The organism is Kitasatospora sp. NPDC030952 (assembly GCF_055571335.1).
On the sequence record NZ_JBVIFM010000021.1, the window covers coordinates 79,368 to 105,155 of the forward strand.

26 protein-coding genes and 2 pseudogenes are annotated in these 25,788 nt (G+C 71.1%); 12 read left to right on the forward strand and 16 right to left on the reverse strand.

From position 1 onward, the window contains the following. Positions 1-127: 127 nt before the first annotated feature. Together ACZ47G_RS30060 and ACZ47G_RS30065 are read left to right on the forward strand one after the other, a co-directional pair. Positions 128-446, forward strand: a pseudogene (locus tag ACZ47G_RS30060) (ATP-binding protein); the annotation flags it as partial. Between the two features lie 36 nt (positions 447-482). Continuing rightward, positions 483-857, forward strand: a complete 375-nt coding sequence (locus tag ACZ47G_RS30065) for an Imm1 family immunity protein (protein ID WP_465747997.1) — start codon at positions 483-485, stop codon at positions 855-857. Positions 858-898: 41 nt separating this feature from the next. Here the strand turns inward: ACZ47G_RS30065 and ACZ47G_RS30070 are convergent, their stop codons facing one another. The 4 genes from ACZ47G_RS30070 to ACZ47G_RS30085 all read right to left on the reverse strand — a co-directional run bounded on the left by ACZ47G_RS30070 (position 899) and on the right by ACZ47G_RS30085 (position 2,679). Further along, positions 899-1,177 carry a hypothetical protein gene (locus ACZ47G_RS30070; RefSeq protein WP_465747999.1) on the reverse strand — a complete coding sequence of 93 codons (279 nt, stop codon included), beginning with the start codon at positions 1,175-1,177 and terminating at the stop codon, positions 899-901. Positions 1,178-1,286: 109 nt separating this feature from the next. Then, positions 1,287-1,568, reverse strand: a complete 282-nt coding sequence (locus ACZ47G_RS30075) for a hypothetical protein (RefSeq protein WP_465748001.1) — start codon at positions 1,566-1,568, stop codon at positions 1,287-1,289. Between the two features lie 79 nt (positions 1,569-1,647). Continuing rightward, positions 1,648-2,418 (reverse strand): hypothetical protein, encoded by a 771-nt coding sequence (locus tag ACZ47G_RS30080; RefSeq protein WP_465748003.1) that lies wholly within the window; start codon positions 2,416-2,418, stop codon positions 1,648-1,650. A gap of 54 nt (positions 2,419-2,472) precedes the next feature. Further along, entirely contained in the window at positions 2,473-2,679 is a 207-nt protein-coding gene (locus ACZ47G_RS30085; RefSeq protein ID WP_465748005.1) for a hypothetical protein, read from the reverse strand. A 189-nt stretch (positions 2,680-2,868) separates the two neighbouring features. Here ACZ47G_RS30085 and ACZ47G_RS30090 point away from each other — a divergent pair, with 189 nt between their 5' ends. Together ACZ47G_RS30090 and ACZ47G_RS30095 are read left to right on the forward strand one after the other, a co-directional pair. Beyond that, positions 2,869-3,246: an A10/OS-D family protein gene (locus tag ACZ47G_RS30090; RefSeq protein ID WP_465748007.1), complete on the forward strand. Its 378-nt coding sequence runs from the start codon at positions 2,869-2,871 to the stop codon at positions 3,244-3,246. Between the two features lie 202 nt (positions 3,247-3,448). After that, complete coding sequence (locus ACZ47G_RS30095; protein ID WP_465748009.1) at positions 3,449-4,084, forward strand: hypothetical protein; 636 nt, start codon at positions 3,449-3,451, stop codon at positions 4,082-4,084. Positions 4,085-4,182: 98 nt separating this feature from the next. Here ACZ47G_RS30095 and ACZ47G_RS30100 read toward each other — a convergent pair whose 3' ends face one another. Then, positions 4,183-4,410, reverse strand: coding sequence for a hypothetical protein (locus ACZ47G_RS30100; protein ID WP_465748010.1), 228 nt, complete (start codon positions 4,408-4,410; stop codon positions 4,183-4,185). Positions 4,411-4,595: 185 nt separating this feature from the next. Further along, positions 4,596-4,754, reverse strand: a complete 159-nt coding sequence (locus tag ACZ47G_RS30105) for a hypothetical protein (protein WP_465748012.1) — start codon at positions 4,752-4,754, stop codon at positions 4,596-4,598. Between the two features lie 617 nt (positions 4,755-5,371). On the opposite strand from ACZ47G_RS30105, the gene ACZ47G_RS30110 reads away from it, so the two are divergent. After that, on the forward strand, positions 5,372-5,698 hold the full coding sequence (locus ACZ47G_RS30110; protein WP_465748014.1) for a hypothetical protein: 327 nt from the start codon (positions 5,372-5,374) through the stop codon (positions 5,696-5,698). 1,000 nt (positions 5,699-6,698) lie between these two features. Here ACZ47G_RS30110 and ACZ47G_RS30115 read toward each other — a convergent pair. The 3 genes and pseudogenes from ACZ47G_RS30115 to ACZ47G_RS30125 form a co-directional block, all read right to left on the reverse strand. Beyond that, a complete protein-coding gene (locus ACZ47G_RS30115) occupies positions 6,699-8,075 on the reverse strand; it encodes an erythromycin esterase family protein (RefSeq protein WP_465748016.1) in 1,377 nt (458 codons plus the stop codon). Between the two features lie 239 nt (positions 8,076-8,314). Beyond that, positions 8,315-8,481 (reverse strand): annotated as a pseudogene (locus tag ACZ47G_RS30120) (cupin domain-containing protein); the annotation flags it as partial. A 1,167-nt stretch (positions 8,482-9,648) separates the two neighbouring features. Further along, positions 9,649-10,359, reverse strand: a complete 711-nt coding sequence (locus tag ACZ47G_RS30125) for a hypothetical protein (protein WP_465748017.1) — start codon at positions 10,357-10,359, stop codon at positions 9,649-9,651. 66 nt (positions 10,360-10,425) lie between these two features. Here ACZ47G_RS30125 and ACZ47G_RS30130 point away from each other — a divergent pair, with 66 nt between their 5' ends. Then, complete coding sequence (locus ACZ47G_RS30130) at positions 10,426-10,830, forward strand: MmyB family transcriptional regulator (protein WP_465748019.1); 405 nt, start codon at positions 10,426-10,428, stop codon at positions 10,828-10,830. Positions 10,831-10,993: 163 nt separating this feature from the next. Here ACZ47G_RS30130 and ACZ47G_RS30135 read toward each other — a convergent pair whose 3' ends face one another. Next, positions 10,994-11,167 (reverse strand): hypothetical protein, encoded by a 174-nt coding sequence (locus ACZ47G_RS30135; protein ID WP_465748021.1) that lies wholly within the window; start codon positions 11,165-11,167, stop codon positions 10,994-10,996. A gap of 572 nt (positions 11,168-11,739) precedes the next feature. On the opposite strand from ACZ47G_RS30135, the gene ACZ47G_RS30140 reads away from it, so the two are divergent. Beyond that, a complete protein-coding gene (locus ACZ47G_RS30140; RefSeq protein WP_465748023.1) occupies positions 11,740-13,857 on the forward strand; it encodes an FG-GAP repeat domain-containing protein in 2,118 nt (705 codons plus the stop codon). A 258-nt stretch (positions 13,858-14,115) separates the two neighbouring features. On the opposite strand, the gene ACZ47G_RS30145 is transcribed toward ACZ47G_RS30140, so the two are convergent. Next, complete coding sequence (locus ACZ47G_RS30145; protein ID WP_465748025.1) at positions 14,116-14,271, reverse strand: hypothetical protein; 156 nt, start codon at positions 14,269-14,271, stop codon at positions 14,116-14,118. Between the two features lie 94 nt (positions 14,272-14,365). Beyond that, entirely contained in the window at positions 14,366-14,998 is a 633-nt protein-coding gene (locus ACZ47G_RS30150; protein ID WP_465748026.1) for an AAA family ATPase, read from the reverse strand. A gap of 438 nt (positions 14,999-15,436) precedes the next feature. Between ACZ47G_RS30150 and ACZ47G_RS30155 the strand changes: the two genes are divergently transcribed. The 4 genes from ACZ47G_RS30155 to ACZ47G_RS30170 all read left to right on the forward strand — a co-directional run bounded on the left by ACZ47G_RS30155 (position 15,437) and on the right by ACZ47G_RS30170 (position 19,893). Next, a complete protein-coding gene (locus ACZ47G_RS30155; protein ID WP_465748028.1) occupies positions 15,437-16,243 on the forward strand; it encodes an SDR family oxidoreductase in 807 nt (268 codons plus the stop codon). A gap of 26 nt (positions 16,244-16,269) precedes the next feature. Further along, a complete protein-coding gene (locus tag ACZ47G_RS30160) occupies positions 16,270-17,163 on the forward strand; it encodes a helix-turn-helix transcriptional regulator (RefSeq protein WP_465748030.1) in 894 nt (297 codons plus the stop codon). A 560-nt stretch (positions 17,164-17,723) separates the two neighbouring features. Beyond that, positions 17,724-18,545, forward strand: coding sequence for an AraC family transcriptional regulator (locus tag ACZ47G_RS30165; RefSeq protein ID WP_465748032.1), 822 nt, complete (start codon positions 17,724-17,726; stop codon positions 18,543-18,545). Between the two features lie 178 nt (positions 18,546-18,723). After that, the gene (locus ACZ47G_RS30170) at positions 18,724-19,893 is read left to right on the forward strand and encodes a 4-hydroxybenzoate 3-monooxygenase (protein WP_465748034.1); all 1,170 of its coding nucleotides are present in this window, start codon (positions 18,724-18,726) and stop codon (positions 19,891-19,893) included. A 279-nt stretch (positions 19,894-20,172) separates the two neighbouring features. Here ACZ47G_RS30170 and ACZ47G_RS30175 read toward each other — a convergent pair whose 3' ends face one another. The 4 genes from ACZ47G_RS30175 to ACZ47G_RS30190 all read right to left on the reverse strand — a co-directional run bounded on the left by ACZ47G_RS30175 (position 20,173) and on the right by ACZ47G_RS30190 (position 24,569). Beyond that, positions 20,173-20,616 carry a DUF2690 domain-containing protein gene (locus tag ACZ47G_RS30175; RefSeq protein ID WP_465748036.1) on the reverse strand — a complete coding sequence of 148 codons (444 nt, stop codon included), beginning with the start codon at positions 20,614-20,616 and terminating at the stop codon, positions 20,173-20,175. A 273-nt stretch (positions 20,617-20,889) separates the two neighbouring features. Beyond that, complete coding sequence (locus ACZ47G_RS30180) at positions 20,890-22,401, reverse strand: lipase family protein (RefSeq protein WP_465748038.1); 1,512 nt, start codon at positions 22,399-22,401, stop codon at positions 20,890-20,892. A 246-nt stretch (positions 22,402-22,647) separates the two neighbouring features. Then, entirely contained in the window at positions 22,648-22,860 is a 213-nt protein-coding gene (locus tag ACZ47G_RS30185; RefSeq protein WP_465748040.1) for a hypothetical protein, read from the reverse strand. A 119-nt stretch (positions 22,861-22,979) separates the two neighbouring features. After that, the gene (locus ACZ47G_RS30190) at positions 22,980-24,569 is read right to left on the reverse strand and encodes a hypothetical protein (RefSeq protein WP_465748042.1); all 1,590 of its coding nucleotides are present in this window, start codon (positions 24,567-24,569) and stop codon (positions 22,980-22,982) included. 621 nt (positions 24,570-25,190) lie between these two features. Here ACZ47G_RS30190 and ACZ47G_RS30195 point away from each other — a divergent pair. Further along, on the forward strand, positions 25,191-25,727 hold the full coding sequence (locus tag ACZ47G_RS30195; RefSeq protein WP_465748044.1) for a hypothetical protein: 537 nt from the start codon (positions 25,191-25,193) through the stop codon (positions 25,725-25,727). The last annotated feature ends 61 nt before the right edge of the window (positions 25,728-25,788 follow it).

The window sequence follows — 25,788 nt, forward strand, 5'->3', positions numbered from 1 at the left end:
CACACCCGCTGAACCCCCAGGCGGTCAGCCCGCCCACGTAGCACAGCACAGCACCACAAGCCTGACGCGAACGCAGCCAGCTTCCAGCACATGCGGGGCTCTCATCCAGACTGCGGGAAACCCCACTCTGGCCGCCCTGCGCTGGCTCCGTGCCGGCGAGTCGGTGATCTTGTTCGGACCGGTGGGCGTCGGCAAGACACACGTCGCCCAGGCCCTGGGCCACCTCGCCGTCCGCCAAGGCGCCAACGTCCGCTTCACGAAGACCAGCCGGGTCCACCAGCAACCGGGCGCCCAGCGACTGGTATCCCCTCTTCCCCAACCCCGTCGTCGCCGAGTCCCTGCTGGACCAGCTGATCAACACCAGCCACCAGGTGATCATGAACGGCCCCAGCTACCGGCCGAACAAGCGGCCCAGAAACCCCGGCGACAAAGCCCCAACCGGCTAGCGACCCCGGCCAGCCGCATATGAGAGGCTCGCGTCCGTGATCGAGTCCTGGGCCTTCGACGACAGCACCGCAGTGATGTCGGCCGACGCAGCACTGCAGAAGCTCCATGAACGGATCGCGGCTGGGCATCTGGAGAGCTGGCTGGTCAGCTCGACAGGGCGATCGCTGGGGTTCATCACCAATACCGAGCGAGCGATGGTCCTCCTGCTCGACGGGGAAGATGACCCCGGCGAGCACGCCGTCGACCCCGCTGCCACCGGCCAGAGCAGTGGTTTCGTCCTGGCCAACGGACAGCAAGACGCCTACCCCGATCGCGACACGGTCCCCCTGGCCCAGGCACTCCAGGCGGTTTCGTACATTCTCACGACCGGCGCCCCTCCCACTGATGCCGCTTGGGCAGTCGACCGGTGAGTCACCTGGCCGGGACCTGGGGAATTAGCTGACCAGCACCCTTAGGGAATTGCGTGACCGTCCACATCACCGCCACCGTCCTTCTGGGACGCCTCGTGGAGCAGGCGGTTCAGCTTCCGACGGGCATGCACGTCACCCCGCGCCAGAACCGCCAGTTCCTCCATCCGCCGGGCACGCGCGAGCAACTCCATGTGCCACAGATGGTGGTCATGAGCGTAGAAGTCGGCCGAGTAGCACTCGGCGTGTGCACTGACCAGCGCGATCGCCGTATCCCAGTCGCGACGTTCCTCGGCGTCCTTGGCCTGCTCAACCCATTCCACGGCATGAGTATCACCGATCAACAAGCAGGTCCGTATCGAACAAGATCGGTTCAACGAGCCAGTTCGGCCAAGTGCTCACGAAACCCCCTCTCATGCCATCCGGAACTTCTCAGCCGACCCCCCAGACCTCCAGGCCACACTGCCCGGACACCCTGCCGGCTGCATCGGCAGAACCGACACCCACCTCCGAACACGTGCCCAGCCCCACGCCGAACTTCTCAACCAACCTACAAACCCCCCAGCCCACAAACACCGCCAACCAGCGAACCACCGACCCGCCACAGCCGGGGTAGGGCTTCGCGTGCAGCACCCGCACCTCCCACCACGGATCATCCGGAACGGAGACCAGCGCGGCAACCAGCTCGCGCTCGGTCGGGACCGGCAGCACCAACGCGCCCAGCTCCCTCGCGGCACGGTCCCGCTCGCACGTCGGGCACTCCGACCCCGAGCCTTCTCGTGCGCGGGGATGGTCAGAAGGGCGGGTTGTCAGGATCGCCGTCGCCAAGAGGCCAAGCGGAGCTGGGGAGGTACGGGCTGCGGTCGTCATCCCCGGGCCGGGCAAGGCCGGCGGTGTCGTGGCCCCACGCGGTCAGGGCGTCAAAGGCCTGCCGACGACGCCACCGCGTGTCGCAGACGAGCAGAAGGCGTCGGGCGCGGCCGGCCAGGGTGTCACGGTGCCCGGCCAGGTCGGGGTGTTCCGCGAACGCCAGAGCGGCGCACAACGCCTCCTCGGCGACGGTAGTGTCGGCGTCGTCGATGAACGGCGCGACCGCCTGGAACAGCACCGGCCTCAGGACACGCATAGCCACCATGGGCGGGTAGCCCTTCAGGAAGTCCTCCTCGAAGTACCGCTGATGGGCCGCAACGCAGGCGTCGTCGCTGTCGCCGGCGATACCGGCCAGCCAGCCCAGCAGCAGAGCACACACCCTGTCCGCCGCCCCGCGGTGATGCTCGGCGCGGCGGGCCAGGACCGCCGCGACACACAACGCGACCGGCGCGGTCGCCTCGTAGATCGTGTTCTGGTGTTGCACCGGCTCCAGGGCGTTGAGAGCCCGCCGGGCTTCCTCCGCGGTCAGGTCCGGGCCCAGGAGCGGGGCCAGTACCCGGGGCAGCCCTTCCGCGGTCCCGTACGCGGTGCCCAGCGAGGCCCAGTCCGTGCCCCGCAACACCACCCACGGATCCGGCAGAACATCAGGCATCGGCACGGGAAGCCCCAGGTACAGGCCGGAAGTCGTCGTCACCCGCCGCACCATACGACCGACCACCGACACCCGCCGGACCCCACCCGATCACACCTACCGGTCCTTCACCGGGCAGAGCTTGGCGTGCAGCACTCGGTCCTCCCACCACGGATCATCCGGAGCGGACACCAGCGCAGCCACCAGCTCCCGCTTGGTCAGGACCGGCAACATCACCGGGCCCAAGTCCTGCGCGGCGCGGGCCTGCACGCACTGCGGGCACTCCAACCGGTCAGGGCTGGCCTTCTCGGTCAGCTCCAGCACCGAACCGGCCTCTCCGCCGATCGAGCCCCGGCATGTTGCGGGTGCCCGTTCGGAGCACCACGCCCGGTTCCTCGCGTGCGGGAACCGACGCGGGTGACCAGCATCGATCGCAACAGCTGCGACGGTGACTCGACCACTCGAGTCACGCATTGTCGCGGCCCCGGAACCCCGAACCCATGGAGCAGCAGCATGCATGTACGGACCGTCCTGGTCACCGCCGCCCTGGCCGTCACCGCCGCCATCGGTCCAGCCGCGGCGGCACCCGCCCGACCGATCCCCAGCGCCCCCGGCCATACCGCCGTACGGGCCGAAGGCCCGCTGGAAGCCGCGGTCGACCAGATGATCGCCAACCCGCGCCTGCTCAACACCTACATGCGCTGCTTCCTCGACACCGGGCCGTGCACCCGGGAAGGCAAAGAGATCAAGAACGCTTTGCCCGACGCCTTCCACAACCAGTGCGCCAAGTGCACCGAGGACCAGGCCAAAGCCACCGCCAAACTCCTCGACTACCTCTCCCACCACCGCCCCGACCTCTATGCCCTCCTCCTCGCCAAGTACGCCCCCTGAGCCGCAAAACCCGCAGCCCCGCAGTGATCCTGGCCGCCCCGCACGCATCCACGGACGAGGTCCGCGACATGCTCAGCGACGACGGCCGTACACCCCACTGACCCGGACCGACTCCTGGTCCCGGACACGATCGTCCGGGACCAGGCCCCAGAGCAAGGCGACGCATCCGCCCGCATGCCCCCGGCCCGGGTGCGGCCGACCCGTGCCGAGGTCGGCCACCGGCCGGCCCGGTACCCACTGCACACCGGCCTGCCGCCAGGCCGAACAACGCCGACGCCGCTTCGCCGAGGCCCTGCCCGCCCTGCGCGCCGAGGCCCGCACCCTGCTGCGCGGCCTCGGCGGCGACGAACAGGCCCAACAGGCCCTGGACAGGCTGGACGGCGACCAGGTCGCGGTGTTCACCCGGCACGCCCGGACCGCCCTCGACCGCGCCTTCACCGTCCTCGCCCTGCCCGCCCCGGCACCCGGGACCGGCAATGGGGAGGCCGATGACGGTGCACCGTCCCGTCCAGGGCGCGGCAGGCAGCGGCGCTCCCCCGGCCAGCAAACCGTCCCCGACGAACTCCTCACAGCCTTCCAGGGCGCCCTCGGAGGCCCCGCGGAAGCGACGAAGACGGACACCGCGGCCGAAGAGCGGACCGCGGCCAAAGCGGCCGAACCCGCCGACGCGCGGCCCCTCCCGGGCGGCGAACACGACCAGGGCGCACCGCACCACGCCCCCGCCGGACGGCACCCCCCCCACCCCACCGGGCCCCGACGCCGGCCGGGACACGGAAGGCACGGAAGACGCCGGCCGTCACCGGCGACGGCACCACAACGGCTGCCGAGACCCGCCTGAAGAACATCCAGCCCGCCGTCGTCTTCGACGACGGCGCCCCGGACACCCGCCCCGGACCGGCCCGGTCCCGCCCGGTCACCCCGGAGGACTTCGAGGCCCTACCCGCCGCCCCGGGCCGCGGCCGGGAGCAGGCGGATGACGCGTTCCCGGCCGCCGAAGCCGAACTCGCCGCCGCCGCCCAGGCACTCATCGGCGACCCGCTGTCCGGCCTCTCCCACGCGGCCGACCGGACGCTGTACCGGCACGTCGCGGCCCTCGCCCGTGGTGAGGACATGCTCCTGCCCCGCCTCCGCCGCGCCACCGCCGACGTCGCCCACCACAGCCACCGGCTCCGCCTGCCCGACACCCCCCAAGCCCACCGCCTGCGCACCGCCCCTGGCCGCCTACACCACCGCCTGGAACGGCACGGCGACAGAGCCATAGGACCTTTCATCTCGACCCCACCCGTAATGCAACAGGACGGCACAAGGCGCAGCCCGCGGACAGCGGGACAGCGGCCCCCGGACAGGCCTCAGGAGCGCGGCGGATGGATCAGGACCCCTCCGGGGACGGGTACGCAGCGCGTGCCCGTCGGCAGATGCTCGATCGCCCCGAGGCTCTCGGCCCGGCCGGTGCGCAGCACCCGGTACGGGTGGGCTTCGCCGTACAGGATGGTCCCCGGACCAGCCATCGCGCCAGTCATGCAGATCACCGGGTCCGCGACGAACCAGCCCCCGTCCCCGACCGCGACCCGCAGCTCCGCCGCGGCCGAATCGGCCGATTCGGCCGGGGTCTGACAACCCGGGCAGACCAGCCGGACGAGTCGGCCCCCTGCCACTGCGCGTTCCAGTCCGCGGCATCCTCGCTCGTCAGACCACGCGGAGCGTCGTTCCCACAGCGTCCACGCCTCAGGCTCTGTCCCATACCGCCAACCTACGCACCGTCAGACATGCCACGTGAAGGATTCGCCGACCAGCAGTCACCGCCCGCCCGGCTCGGGTAGGGCCGTCCCGCCCAGCGGCCGGCACCAGCCGGACGCGAAGGAAAGAAGCCCAGCACCGCGTGCCGGAGTGGGCCGCGGGCGAGGCTCGGCCGGTCGGTCGGTCCGGGTCCGCTCGGCCAACCTGCGGAGAAGCCGACTTCCACCAAGGTCAGCCCTGTGAACATGCCCTCCCTTGACCCACTTCGCGCAGAGGCGGCCTTTTCGTCATTCCTCCGTCCGTGGGAGTCGGTGTGGCGGCGGGCGGCGGGCGGCGAGGCTGCGGACATACTCGGGCTAATCCCCCCGCACTCAAGGAGTTACCTCTCATGCGCCTTCACCAGACCCTCGGCGCGGCCGCCGGCGCCCTCCTGATGGTCCTCGCCGTGCCTACCACCGCCCAAGCGGCACACGGCGAACTCCTCTACCGGACCTCACAGGGCAAGGAGGCCGGCATCCACGACCCGGAGAGCGGACACTGCATCAACCTGCCCCACACCGGTGACAACACCCCCGGAAACTCGCCCAAAAACCACACCAATGCCACCGCGACCATCTTCCTCGAAGCCGACTGCAACGGCGACACCTACGTCGTCGTCGAACCCGGCCACAGCCTCGGCAAGACCACCCAGATCCGCTCCGTCGTCTTCTCCTGACGCAACGCCACCAGCACGTGAGCGGGCTTTCCCGGCGGTAGGCCCACCCGGCGGCTTCCCGCCAGACCAGTGGGCCGCCGGCGCCCGTCGCGGCCGCCGCCCCAAGATCCCAGGGCGGCGGCCGTCCGCATCCCCCGGACCTGTACCAGGCCGAAGCCGGTTCCGGACGCGGAGTTGACCGGCCGTCCGAGCGGTGTGCTTACTGTCCGCCGGTTCACCTCCTTCACCAGCCCGGTGCCGGCGGCGAAAGACGGTCCCCGGCCCCGGCCGGTAGAACGGGGCCTCTTCACCCGGCTGTCACGGGGGAAGAGGTGTCGTCCTGGGGGCAGGCTTGCCCAGCCGGTCCCACCCGGGGAAACGGGGATCGGCCCGTACGGGTGCCGCTACCTCCGGTGCAACTCCCGGTCCCACCGTCCGGCCCACGGAAGAGGCAACCCCCGGGCACCCTGTCCGGACAACTACCCGGTCGGCACCGATGGCCGCTGGAGTGAACGAACCGTCACCCCGGACAACGCCGCCGAACGCCGAACGGCCGCGCGCCAGCGCTCTCCCAGCCAGCCTCAGGCCACCCCGACCCGACAGCCTGCCACCCCCACCACCAGGAGAACAGGGCGCGCAGGAAGGGATGTCGGAATTCTCGGCCCCGGTGGCGGGCCCGCTGAGCTGCGCAGATGCCACCGGCCCCCGGGGCGGGGGTGTCGGCATCAGGAGCCGCACCAGGAGGTGCGGCGGGGGCGCAGCGGTGCTGTGGCCCGGGGCCGGGCCGGCTGGCCCCGGTGAGGGACGGGCAAGCCCTTGGGCAAGCCGCCCTTGGGCGGGTCGGCCGCCCGTGGTGCCCTCGGTGGCCTCCGCGGTGGTGCCTACGTGCGGCCGGGACGCGGTCCCGGGTGCGGGCGGCGCCGGCCACCGCCTTCGCCCAGATCCGCTCCGGCGGGTCCGGTGCGCGCACGGGCGGGGACTCCGGCAGCACCGGACGGACGCGCCCCGGTGGGCCGCGGGGTCAGAACTTCCGTGCCTGGCTGACCTGGTGCAGGTGAACCAGGACGTCGTAGGCCCGGCCAAGCGCGAGTTGCGGCTTCGGGTCGCTGACGTAGATCGAGCCCGCCTCGTAGGTGGGGCGGGAGGTGTCCAGCCAGTCGCGGGCCACCCGGGGGGCGGTGCGCAGGTCGACGTAGTAGTCCCGGTAGCGGACCCGGTCGAGGGTGTACTCGTTCATGTCCGGCGTGGCCGTCGGCACCGTGACGGTCTTCCAATCGTCTGTCAGGACGGCGTCGTTGGTGAGGAAGGAGCCGCTGTCGAAGGTGAAGCCGATCGCCGCGTAGTCGCGACCGTAGGTGTCGCGCAGCCGCGAGCCCTGCGGCTCGGGGTACAGGAAGGTGTCGGTGGCCAGGTAGCCGACGTGCCCGTTGTGCGCGGACAGCAGCACCTTGCCGCCCGTGTGGCGCTGCCACCATGCGGTGTTGTCCGCCATCGCCCGGTCGCGCAGCTGCTCAGCGGCGGAGACCGAGGCCCGGTCGGACATGTCCAGGGTCGCGAAGGCGAAGGTCTCGGCGATGTTCCGGGCGTGCTGCACCGCCCACGCGTGGGCGTCGTCGGAGGCGCCGGCGCCGCTCGCGGTGATCAGGTCGAGCGCCTGCTGTGCCTTGGCGGCGTTCTCTCGGCGTTCGGCGAGCGGCTTCTTCAGGTAGGCGAGGACGTCGTCGAGCGGCCGCAGGCCCGCGTAGAGGCCGTCGAGCTGAGGGAGGATGTCGGGGCGGGCCCCGCGCACGTACGAGGTGACCTGTTCGAAGATCTGGTCGCCGAGTCTCGGCAGGCCGAGGTCGTCGCCCACGAAGTGGACCGGGTTCTGCGGGTGGCTCCGGTTGTACTCCCGCATCCAGGCGATCAGGTCGGCGAACTCCTCGCGGTCCCACGGGCTTCCGCCCAGGGCGTCCTTGACGAGCTGCCGCGCGTCGCCGGGCCCGCCCTGGACGTACTCGTCGATCTGCAGGCCGCTGCTCCAGCTCGTCTCCAGGGCGAAGGCGGTGAAGCCCTTCTCCTCGACGAGGTAGCGGAACAGCCGCTGCTTCATCGCGAAGAACTCGTGCGAACCGTGGGTGGCCTCGCCCAGGCCGACCACCTTGGCATCGCCGATCATCGCGCCCAGGGCGCGCAGGTCGGTGGTGCGGCCGCCCGGTTCGGTCGTCCGCAACGGCTGGGCGACGCCATCCAGTGCGCGCACCACGGCGGAACGCTGCGACGCGACCGGGTCCGCGGCCGCGGTGGTCGCCCCGGGCGTCACCGGCGAGGCGACCGCCGCTACCGGGACCAGCGCGGCCGCAGCGGCCACCACCGCCGTCAGCAGTCCGCGCCGCCCGATCCCCTTGGTGCCTGCCATCGTTGTGATCACTCCTCGACTCGACGGACTGCCGCTGCCTGCGGCGTTCGGTGAGTTGATCTTCACGGGGGCGGGGCCTGCCGTGCGCTGGGGCGGACCGCCGTCTTCACCGGGGGGAATCCCCCGAGCGGATTCGGCGGTCGACCCCCGGCCGCCGTCGGCCCGCCGGCCGTTACCGCGCGACAGCCGCCCAGACCGGTGCCCGGAGCCCCCACCGGTGCCGAGGAGCGGATGCGGTGTCAGCCCCATGAGCCGGGGCCGGGCGGGAGGTGGACGGTCATCATCATGAGACAGGTCCCGGTGCCCGCGCCACGAAATGTGTGTCGGGCGCGTCTGCGTCGAAGGTGGCGGTCCGTCCGGCCTCGACGGGGCACTCGGTGCCGACGGCGAGCACCATCCGTTCAGCCCCGCCCAGCAATGGGTCTGCGAGCCCGTTCTCGGCCTCGAGCCACAGGGCGGCCTGCCTGCCTGCCACGCCCCGACCCACCCCCACCGCGAGCGGCCTGGCTGTCGCGGGGGAAGAGGTGTCGCCACGGCAAACCGGCTTACCCAGCCGGTCCTGCCCGGGGAAACGGGGACGGGCCCGTACGGGCGCCGCTACCTCCGGTGCAACTCCCGGTCCCACCGTCCAGCCCCCGGATGAGGCACCCCCGGGCACCCTGTCCGGACCACTCCCCGGTCGGCGCCGATGGCCGCCGGGGGTGAACGGACCGCCACCCCGGCGACGCCGCCGAACGCCGAACGGCCGGCACCCTCCCCAGCCGGCCGCAGGGCACCCCGACCCGACAGCGCACCACCCCCACCACCGGGAGAACAGGGCGCGCAGGAAGGGTTGTCGGAGTTACCGGGGACCTTGGCTGGCCCGCTGAGCTGCGCAGATGCCGCCGGACCCCCGGGTCGGGGGCGTCGGCATCAGGAACCACACCAGGAGGTGCAGCAGGAGTCACATCGGGAGCCACACCAGGAGGTCCGGGACGGGCCGTTCCCCGGCCGTGCACGGCCGCACCGCACCCGGCGCCAGAGCGCCATGGCGCCCCGTCAAGGGCCGTCCGTGGGGCCGGTCACCGGTTTCACCGGATCCGGCGCCGCGGCGGCAGCACCACGGGGCCAGCGGTCGGTCGGAGAGCCGGAAGCGACGGGGCACCTACGGTGTACCTGCGGTAGTGCCCCCGGTGGGGTCAGCAGATACTGTGGCACGGAGTAGTGGGCATTATGTACCAAATCAACAGAAGAATGCCTATCGGGATCAACCACCACAGCACAGCGCCAAGCGGACCACGCCGTGACTGACGCTTCATCAAGTACCGCCCTCGGCAGTCGATTTCGCACTCCGAGACATCATCTCACTGATGCCACAGGCACGGAACGCCCAAGACCCGGCCGCATCCGGCGACCACACCAGCCATCCCGAGCAGACGAACGCGGTCCAGCTCTTCCACCCCTCTTCCGCACGTGCAAGCCAACATCGCGCCGCGCACCAGCGGGGAGTCGAGAATCGGGCGGCCCGGGTCCCGGTCGGCGGGCGCTGGCCGGCTGCGGCGGGCGGCGTCGGCGGGCGGCGTCGGCGGTGAGCTCAGAGAGTGGTCCGCAGGACGACCGCAGCGGCGACCAGGTCATCGAGTCGGCGGAACTCCCGCTGGTCTTCCTCCGCTTCCGAAGAGGACCACAGAAGGTAGAAGCCATCCTCCTTCTGCCGGATCAGCAGCTCTCCCGGTTCTTCGCGGTAGGAGTCCTTCACCAGCCGCAGCGTCCACATCGAGAAGAACGGGAACATCTGCGCGAGCTGCGGCTCGGCGCGGAGGGCGGCAAGCAGGTCCCGGTATTGCGTGAATGTCGGGTCACCGATCTGAAGGTCCCACATCACGGCCACCTGGTTACCTTCGTCGTACCCCCGGCTCAACCTGGTGTACGTCATGAAGGGAAAGCGCTGGGAAAGCTCGGTGAGGGCCGCGCCATGCTTCCAGGCCGCGAGCACCCTCGTGGCCTCGATGATGTCCGCGGTGATGCCGTCGGCCCAGCGGGAGAACCATCCACGGTCGCTGTACAGCGAGATGTCGAACCCGCGATCTGCGGGCCGGAGGCTGACTTTCATCCGTCCTCGCGGCGAGTCGAACTGCGCGATCGTCGGTGCCCCGTCGGGCTCGGGGGCGCGCAGTCCATCGCCGAGGTCAAGGCCGTAATCGCCCGCGGCCGTGAGGATCGCGGCCGTGAGACCCCCGTGCCGGGCGAGTTCCGGATAACGGTCGGAGAAGTCCGGCGGGAGGCCGCCGATCATGTCGTTCATGGAGGATTTCGTCCTTTCCAGCCTGCTCGTACCCGAAATTACCGCCTGGTGGGGCAGCGGCCAGAGATGGCGGCGGAACCAGGGCCCGAACCCCTCGCCCCGGAGGTGGCGGCCGTCCCCCTGCTGCTGCCACCACATCCCGCGTACGTGATCGACGGCACGTACGACGTGCTGAGCCACAACCCGGCCACCGAAAGAGCGTTCCCTGGGCTCGTCACCGCGGACGGTCGGCCGCCGAACTTCGTGCGCTGGACGTTCTGGAGCGGCAGGCGCGGGAGATCCCGGTCGACTGGAAACCCGAGGCGCGGAGGCTGCCCACGCGGCTGCGCACCCTGTTCCGGCCCGCCACACATGCCAGCTGAGCTGCGGAAACGCGCGAAGAGCGTTGGGAGCGGCGGGGAATCTACGGTGGTACCTGCGCACGTACCTGCGGCGGCACGTGCGGTGGTGCCTGCGGTGGTGTCTACGTGAGGTCGGGACGGCGGTCCCGGCCGCTTCCTACGCGGCCCGCGGGGCGCCCAGCAGCACGCTCTGCCGACCGGTCGGCTTCCCCGGCGCGGGCGGCGCCTGGTGTCCTGTCAGGACCGGCGACGCACCACCGGCGACGCACCACCGACCGGGCAGGCCGGCCTGGCTACCGCAGACGGACGTTGCCGTTCGCATCCACGACAAGGGTCAGCTCGCCGTCCAGGTTGTCCCGGAGGACCTTGTTCAGCTCCGCCCAGTCGAAGGCCTGGCCGTTCGGCATCGGACCGCTATCGCCCCACGTGGAGTCGAAGAGGAACGCGTCGGCGATCGTGCGAGCCATGGTGAGACCTTCTTCCAGGTGACCTGACCATCGCCATGGATCCCGCCCGCGACCTGACGGAAGGCCCGTCGTACGGTCACCGGGCCGGGCACGCCGTCACGACGTCACCGCCGAGCCGCCGGAGCGGCCGACGGCGCGGACGACGGCCAGCCGTGCCGTGGTGGCCGCCAGCGGGCTGCACGGCGCGGGGAGGAGGGAGTGGGCGGCGGTGCGCAGGTGTTCAGCGGAGCCAGGCCGACCCGAGCGGGACCGCCGGCGTCGGGCGTGGACGCGGGCCGGGAGCGGACCCCTCCCGGGGCGGGGGCGCAGCGCGTCCCCGGCGGCGGGTGCTCGATCGCCCCGAGGTGCTCGGCCCGGACCGGTGCGCAGCACCCTTCGCAGGATGAACACCCTGGGTTCCCGCACCCGGATCGGCACCGGCTGGTAGACAGGGCCGACACCATCTCAGCTCTCCCATGGGCACAGGGTCGTCACGGCATCGCTCCGATGCACGGACGGCCTTGTGCCGCCTTCCGCAGGACGAACTTCCGGGCCGATGACGCATTTCAGGCACGGTGAGAGGACAAGCCGCCATGACTATCCCGCCCCGCAGCACGGCACGACTACGAGGTACCGCCGCAGTGGTCGCGGCACTCCTGTCGCTGACCGTGGGAGCCACGAGCAGCCCGGCCGCCACCACCACCGCGACCACCGCGACCACCGTCCCCAACGGGGCCGTCGCGACGTACAACACGGTCACCCGGATCGGCACCGACGGGCTGGGCTTCCAGTGGGACAACGGCCGGGAGGCGGCCCGGGCCACCGGCTTCGAGTCCGCCCACCCCTCCCTCAAACGCATCGGGATCAAGAGCGTCCTCGCCACCACCGACACCCCGGCCCGCGCCCTGTGCCACCCCTCCAACATCACCGGCGCCCAAGGGTTCTGCTGGTCCGCCGAGGACGACGACACCTCGTCCTGGGTCCCGCAGGGCCTCACCGGCTCCGGCGAGTCACCCCAGGCGCAGTCCCTGGTGAGTGGCCGCAAGGTGCTCATCACCAGCTGGCACGGACCCTCCGACAGCGCGGAACGGATCACCTTCGCCGATGTCACCGACCCGGCCCGTGTGACGTACAAGCACGCCCTGCTCGTCGGCCTCTCCGATGACAGCACCACCTTCACGGCGCTCGGCGGTCACGCCAACTCCGTCGTCTGGTCGGGCAACCGGCTGTACGTCGCAAGCCGGGGCGACAGGCTCGACGTCTTCGACCTGAACGACATCTGGCAGATGGACGACACCTCCGACACCGCAGTCGGTGTCGACGCGAACGGCAGGACACATGCGGCCGGCCACACCTACGCCCTCCCGCGTGTGGGCAGCTACACCTACACGGGGACGGGCTCGCCCGGCGACTGCGGCGCCTACGCGGGTGTTCCCCAGCGCCCCTGCCTCACCTCGGCCTCGCTCGACCTCACGGGTTACCAGCCCGCCCTGGTCACCTCGGAAGGCGACCCGTACAAGGTGGAAGGGGACTTCGGCAGGGCGAGTGCGCCGATCGTCCGTTGGCCCATCGATCCCGTCACCGGCGCACTCAAGGCCGACGCCTCGGGCCGGGTCCAGGCCTCGGACGCCTTCGCCTCCCCGATGGGCGGCGTCCAGGGCGTCGCCATGAACAACGGCCGGTTCGCCCTGGCAGGCCCGTGCCCGGAGTTCGTCGACGCCTCGCACCACGGCACCAACATCCCCAGCTGCCTCTACCACGCCTATCTCGGCGAGCCGGTGCGCCTCATCACCCGTACCGGCATCAACATCGAGAACCTCTCCTACTGGCCGGGCACCGACGAGCTCTGGATGGCCAACGAGAACGACTCCAACCGCATCGTCGTCCACACCACCTGGCCCGGTCAGCCCGCCCCCGCGGGCATGGTCAACCTGACCTCCGCCGACTTCACCGGCGACGGCAGGAACGACCTCGTGGGCACCGAGGCCGCCACCGGGAAGCTGTGGCTCTACCCGGGCAACGGCGACGGCACCTTCGGTGACCGCATCCAGATCGGCTCCGGCTGGGGCTCCATGGGCATGCTCACGGCCGCCGACTTCACCGGCGACGGCAAGGCCGACCTGCTCACCGTCGACACCGGCACCGGAAACCTGTACGTCTACCCCGGCACCGGCATGGAGGCCGGAATGAGCACACTCGGTGACCGGACGCAAATCGGATCCGGCTGGAACAGCATGCGGGAAGTCACCGCCCTGGACGCCGACGCCGACGGCAAGCCGGACGTGCTGGCCATCGACCGCAGCGGTGCCCTGTGGGTCTACCCCGGTACCGGGACGCTCAACGGCACCTCGACTCTCGGCAGTCGCCGTCAGATCGGCGTCGGCTGGGACGCCATGACCGAACTCGCCAGCCCCGGAGATCTGAACGCCGACGGCAAGGCCGATCTCGTCGCGGTCGACCGCGACGGCGTGCTGTGGGCCTACCCGGGCTCCGGCTCCATCAACGGAACGAGCACTCTGGGCACCCGTGTCCAGATCGGCACCGGCTGGAACAGCATGCGCCAGCTCGTCGGCGCGGACTTCAACGGCGACGGCAAGGGCGACCTCGACGCCGTCCAGGCGCCCACCGGCTCCACCGGCGGCCTCTACTTCTACCCGGGCACCGGCAGCACGGCATTGGGAGCCCGCGCCCAGATCGGTCAGGGCTGGTAACCGGTCCGCGCCCCCTTCGCCAGGACTCGACATCGCCACGGCCGACAAGGGTTCCGGCGTCGGGGCCCGCCGGTAATCGCCTTCGCCCTCGCACAGGCCGGCCGCCTCATGCCGTGATCGAGTTGGCCACCCGACAAGGCGGGCCCGCCTGGCCGTCCAGCCAGATCGAGGCCGGCTGGCACTACTGGGGGCGGCGCGCGATGCGCTCCTGAGCGACGGCCCCCCGCCCATTGGTGGACGAGGGGCGCGCCTGCTCGCTTACGCCGCGGGCTCGGACGTCGCCGTTACGGCATCACGCCAGGTGGTGATGATGTGGGTCGCCTTGGTCTCGAAGTCCGGGTCGCGCCAGGCGCGCGGCATGCCGATCACCGCCGGCAGCTTGAAGTCGCCGTGCTCCCGGTGGGTGACCCGCACGACGTCCCCGGAATCGGCACGATCACGGTTCTTCCCGACCTCGACATCGGTGACGTCCGCCCAGGCGAACGTTAGGGGGCTGGGAGCCGGCGGCTCAGTCGAACCGGATGTGCTTGGCCCCTGTCCAGGCCCGGCGGAGGCGCCCTCGTAGTGCGCTTTCGGTGTTCGGGGTGAGCGTCAGTCCCGAAGAGGCGGCGATGTGGTCGGCGACCTGCGGAATCGTGAGACGGTCGGTCCACAGGTGCTCGGCGAACTCGGCCTCGCGCAGGCGCTCCAGACACACGTCGAGTTTCGACAGGGCGAAGCTTTCCCGGCGCAAAGGAGCGTCTTTCCCGGCGACGAACTGCACGGCATGCCCGAAGCCACGCTCGCGCAACCGTTGCAGCACCGTCCCGCGCTCGGCCAGCAACGCGAAGTGCCGGACGTCATGGCCACGCTCCCGCAGCCGACCGACGGTCTCGCGGAAGTACGCCGGCTCCACGACCGTCATCGGCGCGATCACCAGACCGTCGTGCTCGGCGAGAGCACGGTCCAGCACCTCGTAAACACCCTGCCGCCAAGAGGGAAGGTCCTGGAAGTCCCCGCGCAGTGGCGGGGGCGTCATCCGATGAAGGCCGAAACCTACGTGCTCGGGGTCGCAGATGACACTGCCGGCAAGCCGCCGTTGGATCTCGTGCGCGGTCTGCGTCTTGCCACCGCCGAAAGGGCCGTTGATCCACAAGAGCATGCACAGACCCTACTGCGCTGATGCGGCAACGGAGCCGGGTCCTCCCGGGCTGGGCCTGTCAGGGACCGCACCCGGGAGGACCCGGGACAGCCTCCGGCTACGGGCGGACACCTCGTGTCGTCATGGGCGACGGCTTGCCCCCCGCGCACCACGGCCATGCGCGCCACCAGCCGCGTCCCAGGCGGCCCGCAGCGCGCTATCCACGGGCATCAAGCCGGTGGATCCCGACTCAGCGCACAGGCAAGGGGGTTCTGACAGTGCCTGTATCACCAGGGTCTCCCAGACGTCGAAAACGCCTGTCAACCTGGTCGAGTTGAGTCGAAAGCGCCGACGAAACGCCCTGGACGCGCACTGCGGCTTTACCCCATCAGTCACATCAGCTGCCCCGGAGTGCGACCGTGTCGGCGCACAGTTGCACTGCAGAAGGGACGGAGATCAATGGCGAACGCCCAATTCACCACTCGCACAGGACTTTTCGATCTGAGTGGGAAGTGCGCCCTCGTCACTGGCGGCACCAAGGGCATCGGGATGATGATAGCGCGCGGCCTTCTCCAGGCGGCCGCCCGCGTCGTCATCAGCTCACGCAAGGCAGACGCGTGCGCGGAGGCACAGCATCTGCTGTCCGAATTCGGCGACGTTCAAGCGATTCCCGCCGACCTGTCCAGGCACGACGAGTGTCAGCGCCTCGCTGATCTTGTCAAGGTCGACTCGGAACGCCTGGACATCCTTGTCAACAACGCGGGGGCGATGTGGCGCGAGCCGCTGGCGACGTTCCCGGACGAGGCCTGGGACACAGTGATCGACCTCAACCTCAAGTCGCCGTTCTGGCTGGTGCAGGCGCTGCTTCCCGCACTTCGCAGGGCCGGCACCGCCGATGATCCCGCGCGGATCATCAACATCGGCAGTATCGCCGCCATCCATGTCGCCGAGTCGCCCAACTACTCGTACGCAAGCAGCAAAGCGGCACTCCATCAACTCACCCGGGTGCTTGCCAGAGAGCTGGGCCCCCAGCACGTCACGGTGAACGCGGTAGCACCGGGAGTGTTCCCCTCACAGATGACGGCGTCCACGCTCGATGCCATCGGCGACACGATCGCGGCGGCGGCCCCTCTGCGTCGGCTCGGCCGCGACGACGACATGGCGGGTATCGCCGTGTTCCTCGCCAGCCGGGCCGGGTCCTACCTCACGGGCACCGTCATCCCGGTGGACGGCGGCATCGCGACGACCGCAACGGGTACCCCCTGAGCTGCGGGACGGCTTACGGTGAGGGAATGGCCACGATGGATCTACGCACCGAGATTCGGGAGTTTCTCAGCTCGCGTCGCGCCCGCATCGCACCCGAGCGGGCGGGCCTGCCCGCTTACGGCGGCAACCGTCGGGTCAAAGGTCTGCGCCGTGAGGAGGTAGCGCTACTGGCGGGGGTGTCGGTCGACTACTACGTGCGCATGGAGCGCGGCAGCCTCGCCGGTGCCTCCGACGGCGTGCTCGACGCATTGGCCTCTGCCTTGCAACTCGACGAGGCCGAGCACGACCACCTGTTCCACCTCGCGCGCCAATCCAGGGCGCCCAGCGGCCCACGCCGGCGCAGGTCGGCCTTGACGGTGCGCTCGACACTGCAGCAGGTTCTCGATGCGATCTCCGATGCGCCGGCCTGGATCTGTAACGGCCGTTATGACGTGCTCGCCATGAATCAACTCGCCCGCGCGCTGTTCTCACCGGTGCTCGCCGACCCGCGACGGCCGGCGAACACGGCGCGGTTCGTCTATCTGGACTCCGCGGCGGCCAGAGACTTCTTTGTCGACTACAACCAAGTTGCCGGTGACGCGGCCGCGAAGCTACGCATGGAAGCCGGCCGCGATCCGCACGACGAGGAGCTGATCGCCCTCGTCGGCGAACTGTCAACGCGCAGTGAGCTGTTCCGGCAGCGGTGGGCATCTCAGGACGTGCGGCTGCACCGGTCCGGACGCAAGCGGGTGAACCACCCGGTCGTGGGCCGGCTCGACTTGGACGTCGAGTCCCTGGAACTACCCGCCGAACCCGGCCTGCACCTCACCGTCTACACCGCACCGGCGGGCACGCCGACCGCTGACAATTTGGCGCTCCTGGCATCGTGGGCGGTCCCCCAACCGACGCTGAGGTCCGAGCTCGAAGCACACAACGGATAGTCCGACCGATGAGCTCGTCTCCCTGCGGGGAGGCGAGCTCCTTGGCTTCTCCCCGCCGAGCCGTTGCCGGCGGGGAGAGGTGCCCGGTGCCCGAGGGAGGCGTCCGCTCAGTCCTCGTCGACGTCCGCGCCGATCGCCGCCGGAGCCGCCGCGGCCGCGCTGACGGCTACGGCGGTGAGCCGCCTGCTGATCCGACGGTTTCTCCTCATGCGCTGCCTCCACGTAGTGTCGCTGATGCCACACAGCAGAGTGAGCGGACGGGCCGTCAGATCGTGCTGTCCAGGCGGGTGTCGACACCTCCCACCGCTCGAACGGGCTCAGCCGGCGGGCCGGGTCGGTGGGCATCGCGGTTCCCGGCTGCGTCGGCCACCTGAACTGCTCGGCCAACTCGGCCTACGGCCACGCTGGTTCGTGCGTCACCACCAGCTGGCTGACCGTCTTCGACCGCAACGACCAGACCGGCGGGGGGAAACCCGCCGGGCGGGCAGCACCTGGGGACGCTCCCGGGGATCCGTTCCGCCTCGGTCGCCGCCTGGCCGCCGCCGGTACGCTGGTGGCCGATGCCGGAGACCCGCCGACCCGCCCCGCCCGCCCCGCCCACGCCGGCGCCCGCCGAGCCCGCCGGGCCGGCCAAGCCCTCGGCGCAGTCGCCCCGCAGTGCGGCCTGGGTCCCGCACGGCTACCACCTCGACGCCCACTCCCACACCCACGGCCAGCTCGTGTACGCCGCTGCGGGAGCGTTCAGCACCACGACCGGGCGCGGGACCTGGATCGCGCCGGCGAACCGGATCACGTGGACCCCGCCCGGGTTCGACCACTCGCACCGGTTCCACGGTCGCACCGACGTCCGCGTGCTCGACGTCCCCGTCGACCTGTGCGGTGAACTCGCCGCCCGCCCCGCCGTCTTCGAGGTGAGCCCGCTGCTGCGGGAGGCGCTGCTGGCCCTGACCGACCGGCCGCGACTGCGTCCTGGCGCCGACCGGCGGCTGCTCACCGTGGTGATCGACGAACTTGCCGAGGCCCCGGAACCGTCCCTGCACCTGCCCGAGCCGCGCGACGGCCGGCTGCGGGCCGTCACCGACCTCCTGCGCGCCGACCCCGGCCTGCCCGCGACCCTGGCCTCGCTGGGGCGCACGGTGGGGGCGGGCGAACGGACCCTGAGCCGCCTGTTCCACACCGATCTCGGTATGAGCTTCCACCGCTGGCGCACCGTTCTGCGCATCCACCACGCCCTGGTCCACCTCAGCGGCGGCCTCTCCGTCACCGACACCGCGATGGAGTGCGGGTGGTCCAACCCGTCGAGCTTCATCGAGGCGTTCACCGGGATCGTCGGGCAGACCCCGGGCCGCTACCAGGCCGAACTGCGCGGTGGCGTGCCGTAGCCGCTCGGCCCGGCCCTCGGGCGGGCCCGCACCGCCAGTGGCACCCGTACCCGGCGTCCGTACCGCCTCCGCCGCGCTTGGCGGGTTTCCGGTATCCGCTGGCCGTCTGCCGGTTGGGGCAGGCCCGCGGCCGGCGGACAGTGGTGTCCACGGGGCCTAGTGAGAGGGAGACGGGCACATGGTGGACACAGCTGGGAGCACCGACGTCGTCATCGTGGGGGCCGGGGTCGCCGGGCTCACCCTCGGCAACCTCCTGGTGCGCAACGGCATCGGCTGCGTCGTTCTGGAGAAGCACGGCCGGGCGTACGTCGAGCGGCGGCAACGGGCCGGCACGGTCGACGCCCGCGGGGTGCGCATGTACCGGGGGTGGGGGCTCGACGGGGTGGTGGAGAGCTCCTTCTCCCCGAAGCTGATGGGCTTTCGGGTCGACGGGCAGGAGGTGTCGCTCGTGTCCGGCGGGGACGACGCCGACGACATCGCCTTCTGCCCGCAGCAGGTCCTGGTCCGCAACCTCGTCCGGGCGTTCCTGGACGCCGGCGGCGACCTCCGGTTCGAGGCGGCCGACGTCCGGCTCGAAGGCCTCGCCGGCGAGCGCCCCGGCGTCTACTACCGGGACGGCGCGGGCACGCGGTCCATCGACTGCGACTACGTGGCCGGCTGCGACGGCCACCACGGGGTCAGCCGGGCGTCCGTGGCCGCCGGGGTCCTCACCCGCCACTGCCATGAGTTCCCGTACGCCTGGCTGAGCGTCCTGGTCGACGCCCCGGCCGATCCCGCCACCATGGCCATACACCCGCGCGGCGTGGCCGGGCTGATCCCCCGCGGCCCGCACGCCGGGCGGCTGTACCTCCAGTGCCCGGTCGAGGCCACCCTCGCGCAGTGGCCCGACGAGCGCATCTGGAGCGAGCTGGCGGCCCGTGTCGGCTCGCCCGTCACGCCCGGCCCGATCGTCGACAAGCGGCTCCTGCCGCTGCGGAGCGTGGTGTACAGCCCCATGCAGTACGGCCGGCTGCACCTGCTCGGGGACGCGGTGCACATCGTCCCGCCGATGAGCGCGAAGGGCATCAACCTGGCCCTCCACGACACCGAGGTGTTCGCCCGCGCCGTCATCCGCCGCTACCGGGACGGCGACCCGGCCGCGCTCGCCGACTACTCGCGGACCTGCCTGCGCCACGTCTGGAACTACCAGGCCTTCGCGGTCTGGCTCACCGAGATGATGCACAACGCCGGGGACACCTCGTACGAAGGCGAGTTCCGCCGACGGATCGCCCGGGCGGACCTGGAGCGCCTGCTCAGCTCGCCGACGGCCAAGCGGCTGTACGACGAGTTCACCGCGGGCGTGAACTAGACCGCGTGCCCGGGACGGGCTGCCGGCACTGATCGTTCGACAGGAAGGACACCGGTGCGCGGCTGCGCCCCGCGGCATCGTGCGGCGGGGCGCAGCGGCCGGCGTGACGTGACGGGGGCGCATGGGCCGCCGGCGGCCGGGCCGGTCCGTCGCCCAGGCCGACCAGCCGACCAGCCGACCAGCCGACCAGCCGGCGGCGAACGGCCCGGCGCGGTCGTCCGGCGTGCCGATCGCCCGGCCGCCGGCCCGCTCGGCCTGGCGCCCGCGGGCGGGGCGGGGTCAGAACCAGTCCGTGCAGGAGACGCCGCCGTAGCTGTCCACGACGTCGCATGCCCGGGACTTGATGTCGGCGTCGTTCACCATGTGCGTGTAGTACGGCCCGGAGCCGTTGGCCGGAACGTGCAGGGCGTTGAAGTCGGGGGACGAAGAGGAGTTGTTCCAGATCGAGATGGTGTCGCCCACCCCGCTCATGCCGGACGCACGGCGGGCCCAGGCGGCCCGGCAGGAGGGGCTGTAGCGCAGTTCGACGCCGAACGACGAGGTCTGGATCGTCCGGGCGTCGTCGGCGCAGGTCGTGTCGGCGGGGTTGAGTCCGCTGCAGCTGCTGGCGTAGCAGCTCGTCGCGGCGAACGCGGGCGAGGCGCCGGCGCCCAGCAGCAGGCCGGTCACGGCTATGGCCATGGCGGCCCCGGTGCTCGCGATACGGCGGGTCGTCAGGCGCATGGAGGGACTCCTTCGGGGAAACGTCGTGCGGGATCCGCGACGCAGAGTGTCGCGCCCGGGGCCCGCCCGTGTCACCGGCTGCACGTCCCCGCCCGTCCCGGGACGCCCACCTGCGTCCCGGGGACGCCGTCCCGTCCAATCGCAGGGCCCTCAAGACATAGGTGGCACAGGGCCGACCAGGCACACCGGGGCATTTCGGCGGGGCGGGATACGGCCGTGCCACAGGGCGCGACACAGCCCGGACACAGCCGGCACAGCCCTGTTCGTTCGGCGTCACAGTTCCTCGTAGGTGAACTCGGCCACCGGGCCGGTCTGCGACGAGTAGCCGTTCGACAGCACGGTGACGTCGATGGTGTGGGGCTTGCCGGCGCCGGTGGTCGGGGCGGGCGCGGTGGCGACGATCTCGCTGGGCTGGCCGGTGCGCTTGACCTGGACGGACGGGGACGGGTTGTCGCCGAAGTAGACCTGGGCGTCGGAGTCGAAGTTGACGCCGACGATGGTGACGGATTCGCCTTTCCGGCCGCTGTTCGGGGCGATGCTGGTGATCATCACGGGGTCGGGGCCGTCGTAGGCGAACTGACCGAAGGGGACGGCGGGCGAGGTGCCCAGGTTGGTGGTGACCCGGACAGCGACCACGCCGACGCCGGGGGGCGCCTCGACGGTGATCGCCTGGCCGTCATCGCTGACGAACGGGTCCTGGCACGGGACCGTGCCGAAGTCGACCGCCATGCCCTCGCCGAAGCCGCTGCCGCCGATGCCGACGCCGGCGCCGGGCCGCCCGGCGTTGCTGGTGATGGCCCGCACCACCGGGCCCGGCAGCACGTCGGGGGCACCGAGCAGGCCCAGGTAGGTGGAGTTGGCGTGCTGGTAGGCGACCTGGCCCATGAAGTCCTGGAGCGACTTCCTGACCATGACCGGGTCGTAGTCGGTCTTGTATTCCGGATGCAGCGGTTCGGCCTTGCCCGGCTGGGCGTAGCCGTGGGGGCCGGGCAGGGCGGCGATGGCCGTGATGACGGCCTTGACGTCGTCGTTCGCCGCCGGGCCGGGCTCGGGGTACCACTCCTTCGCGCTGTCGAGGCTGGTCCAGGCCTGCGGCACCAAGTCCCAGGCGTTGTAGTAGCGCTCGTTGGCGACCCAGTTCAGGGAGTCGACGTACGCCGCGAAGTCCCGGCCTCCGGCGGTGGGGGCGGCGAAGGTGTAGAGGCTGAACCGCGGGGTGGGGCCCGGCCAGGTCTGCGCCTGGAGGTAGGGCGCGACCATGGTGGCGATACAGCCGCCCAGACTGTGACCGGTCACGTGGACGGTGGGGTTCGACTCGGCCGAGGTGAGGACGCCGGCGAGCGCCTCCACCAGGGTGACGCCCGCCGCGCTCATGGTGATGACCTGGGTGAACGCCTCCATCGCGCCCTTGGAGACGGCCACCGGGGCGGATGGCGAGCCGACCGCGGTGAACGGCACCACCGTGCCCACGTCGAGGTCCTCCAGCAGGTCGGTGACATTGCCGACCGTGCCGCGGAGCACCACGGCGTACGCGTTGGCGGAAGGATTCAAGGCCAGGTACGCCATGTTCGCGTTGTCCAGGCTCAGCGCCAGCCACTGGAGCCTCCAGTTGTTCCCGGTCGCGAGGGAGGAATCGGCCAACTGCTGCTGGACGCCCAGGAAGGCCCGGTTCTGCTGATCCGCCGGCGTCTCGCCCGATGGACGCGGGGTGGCGGCGGTCGCCGCGATCGCGGCCAGTGTCATGGCTACCTGCGGCATCGTCGGTGTGCTCTGCTCCGTCGGCATGCGTACTCCCTGGAAACGGACCGCCTCGCCGGCTGGGGAGGCCGTGTCCCATCTGGATCCCGCCGGGGACGTCCGACGATGTCTCCGCTCCCGGGACGTCATCCCACTGGGCGCGCGAACCGGACGAACCGGTTGTGCGAGCAGACACCCGCCACCGCGAGGCGGTCCAACATCTGGGCCCTCACTTGAGGAGCCGCGTTTGAAACCGCCGCAGGTCACAGGCCGCGGCGAGGCGGACGGGGACGCTCAGATCTGCCGGTCCGGGTCGGAGAAGGTCAGGCCGCCGGGCGAGAGGCGGCGGCGGGCCGGGGCGGGTACGGCCACGGTCTCACCGGGCGGCTGGCGGAAGTCGGCGCCCTGCTCGACCGGCACCCGGCGCGCGCCGGAATGGGCGGGCAGGGGCGCGTCGGCGGCGGGGTCGGAGAAGGCGGGCAGCGAGAGGCTGCGACGGTCAGTCATGATCACCAGTGTCGCAGCCCGAGCGGGCACGGCAGGCCAGACCGCTCGTCGCCGTACGGGAAGGGGTGGGCGGGGATCGGAGCGAACCGGCCGGCCGCGCGCCGCGGGTGCCCTGCTGATCAGGAAGGGTCGAGCCGTCGGACCTGGGGCGGATTGCCGTTGGACTCGATGAACTTGCCTTGCTGGATTTCGAGGTTGCTGTTCCTGACGATCATCCCGTTGTCCTTGGTCATCGAGACGCCCGCGTTGCCGAAGGCGACCGCGAGGCCCTGGTCGAAGGTCACCCACTTCTTGAACTCGTTGATCGCGGAGAAGATGATCCGGTCCGGCATGGTGACGAACATCCGCTGGCCGTCATGGCTGAGCTTCATCCCGCCGCCCACGGTCAGCAGCCCCTTCACGTGCGCCTCGCCGGAAACCCGCGCCTCCTTGGTGTGCAGCTCGTTGAGGCTGGCCTTGTCGGCGGTGATGTCGCCCCGGTTGTCGCCGCCGTCGCGGTGGACGCGGATGCCGTCCGGGGGGAAGTCGATCCAGCCCTTCGCGCCGGTGCGGTCGCCGACCCACGGGGTGTTGACGCCCTCCTCCGCGTCGACCCGGGCGGCCGTGAGGACGCCCGGAGTGGCGTCGTGGCCGTGGTAGACGTTGACGCCGCGGTCCGGGAAGGTGATCCAGCCGGCGTCGTCGGTGGGCCCCTGGACCAGACGGGTGGTGACGTCGTCGGCCGTCACCGTTCCCAGGTTGCCGTCCGGCCGGTGGACCTTCACGCCGTTCGTGGCGAAGGTGACCCGGCCCTTGTGCGCCGTCCCCTCCACCCACGGAGTGTGCACCCCGGTGCCGGCAACCACGGTCTCCACGTCCACCTCGGCCGCCGTGACGGTCCCGGGCGTGTTGGTGTCGTTGTCGACGCGCACGCCCTGCGGGGTGAAGGTGACCCGGCCCCGGTCCGCCGTCCCCTCGATCCACAGGGCGCGCGCCCCGCTGTCGAACTCGGGGATGAGCGCGTGGACGGTGGTGGTGAGGAAGTACCCCTCCTGCACCTTCCCGTTGCCGTCGACGGTCCCGGCCACGAGGGTGTAGGTGGTGCCGCGCGTCAGGGAGCGGGCGGGTGTGTGACCGTAGGGCCCGTACGGTGTCGGTGCGGGCCGTACCGGCGGCTCGACGGGTTCCAAGGCCCCGTCCGGATAGCGGATCCAGTACTTGAGGCTGTCCGGCCCCTCCCAGCGCAGGACGACGTTCTGGCCCGCGCCCACCATGGAGTAGTCCGCACGGAGGTTCTGCGGGACCTGCGGCGTCTGCTTCACCAGCCCGAGCGTGGTGCCGTAGTAGAGGCCCGGCGGCGTGTACGGCAGCGCACCGAGGTCGCCGCCGTGGGCGATCTCGTGGATCGACACGACGGCCAGGCCCGCCTGATCCGAAACATGGATGTTCTCCAGCTTCAGGATCAAGTGCTCCTGTCCCGGTAGCGTCATGTCCCGCCCCGAGGGGGCCGCGGCCCGGAAGCGGCCCACGCTCCCGGGGTACGGAGTGAAGCCCGGGGCCTCCTCACCGGGCAGCGGCTGGTAGCTCCTGGTGGGGATACTCGCGGTGATCGCTGCGGCGTTGTCCGTCAGGTCACCGCTGCCGCTGCCGACCGGTATCAGCACATCGATGTGCTGCCACTTCACATTGGCCAGATGGGGGTTGGAGACGACCACGTACACCGTCCCCACCGATGGAGCCCCAGGACGCGAAGCCTGAAGCGATGTCGGATCCGTGAGGATCTCATAGTGCAGCAATGACGGCACGGTACTCCCTACCTCGGCGGTGCACACGATGCGGGCAGAAGACGCGGCGGAGTCACGGGTGTTGCCGGTTGTTCAGATCTTCGAGGCCACGGGCCCCGCCCAGGGACCGGCGCCAACAGACCCATCGACAGTAGGCATCGCTCACCCGTCCCAATCCCGCGATCCTCAGGCTCTGTCCCGAATCGGTTCCCCTCCCGACCGAAACCACATCGCGGGAACTCGTCGACACCGCCCAGCGCCACCCCCTCCGGCAGCACCTGTTCGACATCGGCCGTGCCGGCGAAGGTGGACGCCTACGTGCCGTGGCGACGCGCGAGACCGCCCTGGGGCTGCCGGGCCGGTGTGGGTCGGCTCGGCGGCGATGCCCTTGTATCGATTGTCATGGCGTGTGCGGGTTGCGCCACGGGCCTGTAACAGGCGCTGACGTGTGTGGACGGCCCGTGCCAAGATCGCCGTGTCAGCAGGGAGGCCGCCTCGGGAAGGGGCGGGGCCACCCGCACCGCCACCGTTCCGGTGGGACGGCGTCGAGAGTGAAAGAGGGACAACATGCCTGTCAAGAACGCTCGTTGGGGACTTTCGGCCGCGGTGCTCGTCGTCGCGGGGCTGGCGCTGACGGCGTGCGGACCCGAAGACGTGACCTCCTCGGACACCGCCTCCGCCACCAGCGCGCCGGTTGCCACGAGTTCCGCGCACGCCAGCGGCAAGCCCACCGCCACCGCGCCCGTGGCGAGCGGTCAGGGTTCCTCCTCGACCTCCGGTGGGAGCGGGTCCGACGAGGGCCACCAGCAGACGCTCGTGGGCAAGTTGAGCTACCTCGCGCCCGGCAAGCTGATGGTCAAGCCCGACAACGGCGGCGGCGATCAGGCGTTCATGTTCAGCAACGCCACCAAGGTCCTCGGCGCGGCCGCGATCTGCTCCCGCGACGGCAGCACCGTGACCATGGACAGCCAGGGCTACGGCACCACGAGGTGCACCGCCGACCAGTTGGAGACGGCCGCGAAGACCGGCGCCGTCACCGTCCGCGTCACCCTGGACTCCTCGTTGGGCGTCGCCCAGACCGTCGCCGAGAAGTACCACCCGTAACCAGGGCGAGTTCGTGGTGGCCGCCGGCGGACGCTGCGCGACGCCGCCCTGCCGCGCTTTC

Coding starts and splice junctions, on each gene's coding strand:
- ACZ47G_RS30130 (WP_465748019.1), top strand. CDS start 10,426: ATGGCGGCGGAACCAGGGCCCGAACCCCTCGCCCCGGAGGTGGCGGCC.
- ACZ47G_RS30105 (WP_465748012.1), bottom strand. CDS start 4,754: ATGGCTGGTCCGGGGACCATCCTGTACGGCGAAGCCCACCCGTACCGG.
- ACZ47G_RS30150 (WP_465748026.1), bottom strand. CDS start 14,998: ATGCTCTTGTGGATCAACGGCCCTTTCGGCGGTGGCAAGACGCAGACC.
- ACZ47G_RS30090 (WP_465748007.1), top strand. CDS start 2,869: ATGCATGTACGGACCGTCCTGGTCACCGCCGCCCTGGCCGTCACCGCC.
- ACZ47G_RS30155 (WP_465748028.1), top strand. CDS start 15,437: ATGGCGAACGCCCAATTCACCACTCGCACAGGACTTTTCGATCTGAGT.
- ACZ47G_RS30180 (WP_465748038.1), bottom strand. CDS start 22,401: ATGCCGACGGAGCAGAGCACACCGACGATGCCGCAGGTAGCCATGACA.
- ACZ47G_RS30170 (WP_465748034.1), top strand. CDS start 18,724: ATGGTGGACACAGCTGGGAGCACCGACGTCGTCATCGTGGGGGCCGGG.
- ACZ47G_RS30185 (WP_465748040.1), bottom strand. CDS start 22,860: ATGACTGACCGTCGCAGCCTCTCGCTGCCCGCCTTCTCCGACCCCGCC.
- ACZ47G_RS30175 (WP_465748036.1), bottom strand. CDS start 20,616: ATGCGCCTGACGACCCGCCGTATCGCGAGCACCGGGGCCGCCATGGCC.
- ACZ47G_RS30165 (WP_465748032.1), top strand. CDS start 17,724: ATGCCGGAGACCCGCCGACCCGCCCCGCCCGCCCCGCCCACGCCGGCG.
- ACZ47G_RS30140 (WP_465748023.1), top strand. CDS start 11,740: ATGACTATCCCGCCCCGCAGCACGGCACGACTACGAGGTACCGCCGCA.
- ACZ47G_RS30160 (WP_465748030.1), top strand. CDS start 16,270: ATGGCCACGATGGATCTACGCACCGAGATTCGGGAGTTTCTCAGCTCG.
- ACZ47G_RS30125 (WP_465748017.1), bottom strand. CDS start 10,359: ATGAACGACATGATCGGCGGCCTCCCGCCGGACTTCTCCGACCGTTAT.
- ACZ47G_RS30110 (WP_465748014.1), top strand. CDS start 5,372: ATGCGCCTTCACCAGACCCTCGGCGCGGCCGCCGGCGCCCTCCTGATG.
- ACZ47G_RS30115 (WP_465748016.1), bottom strand. CDS start 8,075: ATGGCAGGCACCAAGGGGATCGGGCGGCGCGGACTGCTGACGGCGGTG.
- ACZ47G_RS30135 (WP_465748021.1), bottom strand. CDS start 11,167: ATGGCTCGCACGATCGCCGACGCGTTCCTCTTCGACTCCACGTGGGGC.
- ACZ47G_RS30195 (WP_465748044.1), top strand. CDS start 25,191: ATGCCTGTCAAGAACGCTCGTTGGGGACTTTCGGCCGCGGTGCTCGTC.